Below are 7,454 nucleotides of genomic sequence, written 5' to 3' on the forward strand. Positions count from 1 at the left end.
AAAAAACCAGCGCCATTCTCCAGTGCAAATAAAGCCCATCTACTATAAACATTCAACATGATATCGTAAGTATACCCCTCCACAACACTATCCCATAGTGCAACTTATTCTTAACACAAAAACTTTTATTTTTTTGCGCCTCATGTTTCAATTTAATCCTCAATAAACTGATTCATAAAGATAATTCACTTTTTGTATGTTGAATGAAAACCCCTCAATACGATAAATTTTTCTCATTTCAAACCCATCGAGGAACATTTGTAAATCTTTATTAATGAGAGAGAGTACGCCATGTTTTTGAGTACCGGTGGGATAATAGTGCGCAAAACCATCGCAATATTTGTCTTGGCAATATTTGTCTTGCTTCATGCCAAAGCGTGGAAACAATGCGTACATTTTTCAACCTAGTTGAAACTACGCAACAACAATACAAGCAATAAGCCAGTACCAACACACACCTTACCAGCTCGTGGATGTTGCCAACAAGCCCCTTGGCACTTAAAATGATTCATAAAAGGTATTTTCTCTTCTTTTTTGGACAGTTTCACTCTCCACGGCTTTTCCCGTTTATCACCCGCAAGAAAATGATTTTTATTGATTCAACATAAAACAGGTTTAGAACGAGAGAATCTACGATTTTCGGGGTTCTCATTCAACATACAAAAAGTGAATTATCTTTATGAATCAATGCAATGCAGTACAAAAGTATAGGGTTAAAAAATTGTTTATACAGATTTTTATTGTCAAAAGATCTTTCCAATGAAATTTTTAAGACATTAAACGCTATTTTAGCCCATTTTTCTCATCTTCTTATGGAACTTCCAATGATTATAAGTCATTGAGGGTCCTCGCCACATTTCAAAAATGAAGATTCTTAACCCCGCCGATCTATAAATAATGTCCTGTACATAATGTTTTGTAAATAATCCTGCTTCCTAAACGGACTTACAACTTCTTTATGTGATTCATATCTCCCTCCTAAAGTAAGCTAATTTATAAGATACAGCTCCTTTCTCTAAATATTTATCAAACTCTCATACAAATCCACGCCCTTTTCGCAACGCAAACCATGAATGGTATAATGATAAATCCACTGATCACCACCATCTTTACGCTTCACAAAGGAGTAAACCAGCACCATCACATACCTTGCCAGCTCATGAATGTTGCCCCCCCCTTAGCACTTGAAACAATTCATAAGAAGCATCTTGAGTACTTTCTGAAATACTTATTCCCCACATTCCTGCCCCTCTTATGACGTGCAAACAAGTGATTTTAATTGATTCAATATAAAGCAAAATACGTGATGAGAAAATCTTTCTGTCTTTGGCGTTATAATTCAAGTTAAACAATTATTTATCATTATAAATAAATATGTTGACCATATAAATACTTCATGCGTAAAATTTTACATGCCTTCTTCAATGGTGTTTTATTACGACACAATGAATCCATTCGCTTTCATCAAAAATAAGGTTAAACGTACCGAAGATATCTTATGATGCACACTCAAATATCAAGAGCAATCGCAAATAGGAAGTGAGCAAAGTGTGTGATAATGTTAGCTTATTTTCATAAAAATACCGCTACGCAAAGATGCCAATACACAAAAATGTTGGTACGCAATGAATTCTATACCTTATTACGAGCAACGCTATGAAATGGGTGTGAAAACGATAAATCGTATTTCTTTACCGAAAACGAGTATATGATTAACATCATAGCATTCTTGTTCTTTACACAGATATTAATTCTTTCTCTTGCTTTTGCCGTCAACAATAGCGCATAACAAAAAATAGGATAAAAGCTAAAAAGAAGAGGTTAGATATGAAGTTTTTTGTGGATAGCGCCAATATCGAAGAAATTCAAGAGTTACAGAATTTAAGCCTTGTTGATGGTGTTACCACCAATCCCTCTCTTATCCTAAAATCAGGACGCAATATTCTTGATGTTACAAAAGAAATTTGTGCTCTCGTTAGCGGACCTGTTTCTGCTGAAGTTGCAGCAACTCAATTTGAAGACATGATGAAAGAAGCGGCTGTTTTAGCAAAGATTGCCGACAATATTTGTATCAAGCTTCCTTTAACACTTGATGGATTAAAAGCCTGTAAAGCCCTCACAGCAGCAGGACTAAAAACAAATCTCACCCTTTGTTTTTCTGCCAATCAAGCCTTATTAGCAGCCAAAGCAGGCGCGACATTCGTTTCACCTTTTATTGGGAGACTTGATGATTGCGGAAATAATGGAAGTGAACTGCTTCATGAAATACGCACAATTTATGATAACTATAACTTTGAAACACAAATCTTAGCCGCTTCAATCCGCACCGTTAATCATGTCAAAGAAGCAGCACTAAGCGGTGCTGACGTTGCAACAGTTCCACCAACAGTCTTAAAAGCCCTGGTCAAACATCCTCTCACCGATAAAGGGTTGCAAATATTCCTCGACGACTGGAAAAAAACAGGACAAAATATTGTTTAATGGCTAGAAATTTTATTGGAAAGATCTTTTGAAAGTAACAAAAAGATCTGTTCAGCCAACTCTTCCGCGACACGTTTTTTTGCATCTTCTTCTGCTTGCAGCGTTGCATATTCTTGACGAAGGCGTTCAAAAGATGCATTCATCATTGCTGTTCCTTTTGCAACAGGCATATTTTTCATATCCTGCAAAGTATAAGAAGCTCTGCTCATAACAGTTCCAACAGAAGGTCGTCCCTCTCTCTTTCTATCATAATCAACCTCTATCTGCATCGATTCTCTTGTAAATACGGATGTCTGCAATGCTAATCGATAAGCCGGTAGAGAAGATTTACCCCCATTCCCATACAAAAGAAACAGTAAATGATTGCGCACCATTTGACCAAAACGATCTGAAGGTTCTTCCACAACAATAGAGGCGAGCTTTTGCGCAAGCCCCAAAGAAGCTTGCCCAGAAGCAAATTTTCCATAAGAATCAGAATTCATCGCCATTGAACTCTGCGACTCCTGACGGTAAAGCGGCTCAACTTTGCATCCACACAACAGTGTGAATACACCAGCTAAAACGATAAGCAGAAAACTTTTAAAGAACGACATTCACAATCCTTTTTGGAACAACAATGATTTTTTTCACGGGCTTTTCAATCAGCTGCGCCTGTACGAAATCTAAAGCCAAAACCGCTTCTTTAATCATCGCCTCATCGGCTGTTGCTGCAACAGTCACCTCACCACGTTTTTTACCATTAATTTGCACCGGCAAAGTATAGCTTTCTTCAACGATTAATGCAGGATCATAAACAGGCCAAGCAAGCGTAGACATTAAAGTCTCTTCCCCTAAAGCTGCATGACATTCCTCTGCTAAATGAGGCATCATTGGGGCAATCATGGCAAGAAAAAAATCCATAGCTTGACGTAAAGAAGCTTTCATTTCATCGTCAACACTTTCTATCCTATTTAACAACGGTGCCATAATATTCAAGAATTCATAAAGGCGTGCAATAGCCCGATTAAAAGCGAATTTTTCCAAATCATCTTCTACAGCGTGGAGCGTACGATGGGCTGCTTTTGAGAGTTCCAAAGCCGCTCCCTGATGCCCTGCACAAGGGGATATATCCTTTAAAACAGAAGCACTCAAAGCCACATGGCGCCAAACACGCTGGACAAAGCGATGAGCCCCTTCAACACCAGATTCTGTCCAGATAACATCCCGCTCGGGGGGAGAATCTGACAACACAAACCAGCGCACAGTATCAGCACCATAAGATGCAATAATATCGTCAGGATCAACAACATTCTTTTTTGATTTAGACATCTTCTCAATCAAACCAATCGTCACTTCACTTTGATCGGTTAATTTATAAGCCTGACGCTTTCCATCTTTTTCAACAATCGAAATTTCTGCTGGAGAAACCCAACCCTGTTCATCCCTATAGGTTTCATGCACCACCATCCCTTGCGTAAAAAGCCCCTTAAAAGGCTCATCAACCGTCACATAACCTAACAATTTCATGGCACGCATAAAAAAGCGCGCATAAAGAAGATGCAAAATCGCGTGCTCAATTCCACCAATATATTGTTGCACAGGCAACCATTCAGCGGTTGCGTGTTTGTCAACCGGTTCTGATGCAAAAGGAGCCGTAAAGCGTGCATAATACCAAGAAGAGTCAACAAATGTATCCATGGTATCGGTTTCACGTTTGGCAGGTTGACCACAGGAAGGACAAGTAACATTTTGCCATGTTTCATGCCGCGCAAGAGGGTTACCCGGTTGATCAAAAGTAACATCATCCGGCAACACAACCGGCAAATTAGCACGCGGAACAGGAACAACCCCACAAGTTGTACAATGGATCATGGGAATGGGGCACCCCCAATAACGTTGCCGCGAAATCCCCCAATCACGCAAACGAAATTGCACTGTTTTCTTCCCTTGCGGTTGCCCATTGAACATTTGTTTCTCAAGCCTTTTGGCTGCTTCTTCAAAGGCTTGTTGGGGTGTTAAACCATCCAAAAATCTAGAATTAATCATCACCCCATCACCAACATAAGGCGCTTCAGGTGTGACAAAATCTTCTTTCTCAACTCCTAAAGGCAAAACCACCGGTTTTATTGGAAGGTCATATTTACACGCAAAATCGAAATCTCTCTGATCATGAGCAGGACAACCAAAAACAACCCCTGTTCCATAGTCCATAAGCACAAAATTAGCGATATAAACGGGAATATGCACCGTTGAATCGAAAGGATGAACAGCCAAAAGGGGCGTGAGAAACCCTTGTTTTTCAGCTGTTTCAAGAGCTGCCGTTGTCGTTCCACCACACCGACAATTTTCAATAAAATCACTCAACGCTTTGTCTTTTTTTGCCAAAGCTTGTGCAATAGGATGATCAACAGACAGCGCTAAAAAGGAAGCACCAAAAAGTGTATCAGGGCGCGTTGAATAACAAACAACCTCATCAAATTTTTCACAAACATCACCAGCATCACCTGTCGACTTTAAAGCCCAACGAATCAGCAAACCTTGTGATTTTCCAATCCAATTTTTTTGCATGGTGCGAACTTTTTCAGGCCATTGGTTCAGCTCTTCAAGCCCAGCCAAGAGATCTTCACTAAAGTCGCTAATTTTGAAAAACCACTGGGTCAACTCACGTTGTTCCACCAACGCACCAGAACGCCATCCCCGTCCATCAACAACCTGTTCATTGGCCAAAACAGTATGATCAACAGGGTCCCAATTCACCTTAGCCACTTTACGTGCTACCAACCCCTTTTGATAGAAATCAAGGAACAACATTTGTTGGCGGTGGTAATATTCCACATCACAAGTTGCAAATTCACGCGCCCAATCGAGTGAGAGCCCTAATTGTTTTAATTGCCCGCGCATGACCGCAATATTTTGATAAGTCCAAGTTTTAGGATGCACTTTATTTTGCATAGCAGCATTTTCAGCCGGCATCCCAAAAGCGTCCCACCCCATGGGATGAAGCACATTAAACCCCTTTGCGCGTTTATAGCGTGCAACCACATCTCCCATGGCATAATTGCGCACATGCCCCATGTGAATACGGCCAGAAGGGTAAGGAAACATCTCTAAAACATAATATTTTTCACGAGCATCTTCTTGGACAGTCTGAAAAATTTTCTTTTCATCCCAAATTTCTTGCCATTTTTTTTCTCTCGCACGTGGATTATAGCGTTCGCCTATCTTATAATGCTCAATCGTCATTCCCATTATACTCTTTTAATAAAACAGAACCAAAAACTTGTTTTATTATGCTTGATCATGGATTAACCTCATCGTCAACATTTTCGTGAAATATTTCCCTAAGTATTTTATAAAACTTTAAAAAAAACGACCAACTCTTGAACAACAACGATAAAGCACAAACATATGAAGATACAAACTCCCCTTGATGCCCCTTCCATTGAATCATGGCAAAACCTTCAAAAAGATATTGCAGCAATATGCCAAGAGTTACAACGCCCTGTAGAAGAAATTGAACTTATCGCTGTTTCAAAAACTGTTTCTGCTATTGATATACGACCCCTTTTGCAAGCAGGACAATCTTTGTTTGCAGAAAACCGTATACAAGAAGCAGCACAAAAATGGCCTGCTTTACGTCAACAATTTGAAAATATTAAACTTCATCTCATCGGCCCCCTACAGTCCAATAAAGCTGCTGAAGCTGTAAAGATTTTTGATGTCATTCAAACGGTTGATCGTGCAAAAATAGCCAAAGTTTTGATGGAGGAAATGCAAAAGCAAAAAAGGCATCTTCCCTGCTATGTTCAGGTTAACATTGGCTTAGAATCGCAAAAAAGTGGTATCGCACCACAAGAAGCTATATCTTTTGTCAACCAATGCAAAAACAACTATGGACTTGATATCATCGGACTTATGGGCATTCCCCCTGTCGATGAAAACCCCGGCCCCTATTTCGCGCTCTTAGCAAAATTAGCAAAACAAGCAGGTCTTCCAAAGCTTTCCATGGGTATGTCCAGTGACTTCAAAACCGCTCTACAGTTTGACTCTAACGTCCTTCGCATTGGCTCTGCTTTATTTGGAAAACGCCCTGTGTAAAGCAATTCCCTCTCATATAAATTCATTCCCCCTTCATATAAATTCCCATTGAAAATTTTACGAACAAGCCCAAAACAGCAGAAATGAGAAAAAATATTTCCTTCAATATCAATAAAAGAGCAATTCTAGCAAAAAAGATTCCAGTCCCTCTTTCATCCTGTTAGCAAAATAAGCAAAAAAGCTGGTCTTCTCAAATTTCTTACCGGCACATCCACAACACATACAATAGCTTCAAGATAGCGTTACAATTTGGCTCTCATATTCTCGCACATTAGCTCTACTTTACTCCCCTCTGACCGCCTCTCCAGCAAAAGCAACGTAAAAAATAAATCCTTATATAAAGACAAAATGATAAGAGGGGCGTTGCGCATGAATGAAAAAACTTTCGCAAAATAAATAATTACAAAAGAATATTTAATAAGATCATCGCAATGATCTCCATTAAAAACCACGAATTCTCTTAACTTCCCCAACACGCGCGCACAATCTCCCCATATGCCAATGGTGTAAAGTAGATAAAAAAAGCTTATGGCTGCATAATACAGTAACAAAACTCTTTCATGTAAGCCACTTGAGCAAAATAAACATCTCAAATACCCAATAGAGCACCAAGAACCGCGCTAAACAACATGATAGCAATCTATAAGGTCAACGATAGCATAGAGACTTTCTATGCTTTACAAAGCGTAAAATACGGTCAATATCCGCCTGAAAAATAAAAGAACGAATCCCACGCATGTGCGCATAATACATGCAAGAAAAACAATAGCAACAAAGCAGATTTCAATAACGATATCTCTTTATATTTCTCGTAAACAAATAGAAAAACTTCAACTTTTCATATGCGCAATTTTTCTGATTTTAAACTTTAATTAAGGAAAAACAGGGAATATTTC

General features: G+C 39.1%; 4 protein-coding genes. 2 read left to right on the plus strand and 2 right to left on the minus strand.

Translation table 11 applies throughout. The features are described 5' to 3' along the window. The first annotated feature begins 1,827 nt into the window (after positions 1-1,827). Positions 1,828-2,481, plus strand: coding sequence for a fructose-6-phosphate aldolase (gene fsa / locus ACFIO3_RS05215; RefSeq protein WP_375608607.1), 654 nt, complete (start codon positions 1,828-1,830; stop codon positions 2,479-2,481). On the opposite strand, the gene ACFIO3_RS05220 is transcribed toward fsa, so the two are convergent. Further along, complete coding sequence (locus ACFIO3_RS05220) at positions 2,478-3,074, minus strand: hypothetical protein (protein WP_375686455.1); 597 nt, start codon at positions 3,072-3,074, stop codon at positions 2,478-2,480. The two genes, fsa and ACFIO3_RS05220, sit on opposite strands and share 4 nt — an antisense overlap. Next, entirely contained in the window at positions 3,061-5,703 is a 2,643-nt protein-coding gene (gene leuS / locus ACFIO3_RS05225) for a leucine--tRNA ligase (RefSeq protein WP_375695267.1), read from the minus strand. Before leuS ends, ACFIO3_RS05220 begins: the two co-directional genes overlap by 14 nt. 165 nt (positions 5,704-5,868) lie before the next feature. On the opposite strand from leuS, the gene ACFIO3_RS05230 reads away from it, so the two are divergent. Then, complete coding sequence (locus tag ACFIO3_RS05230) at positions 5,869-6,558, plus strand: YggS family pyridoxal phosphate-dependent enzyme (RefSeq protein WP_375704171.1); 690 nt, start codon at positions 5,869-5,871, stop codon at positions 6,556-6,558. Positions 6,559-7,454: the final 896 nt, after the last annotated feature.

Source organism: Bartonella sp. AD328YNZD (assembly GCF_042196425.1).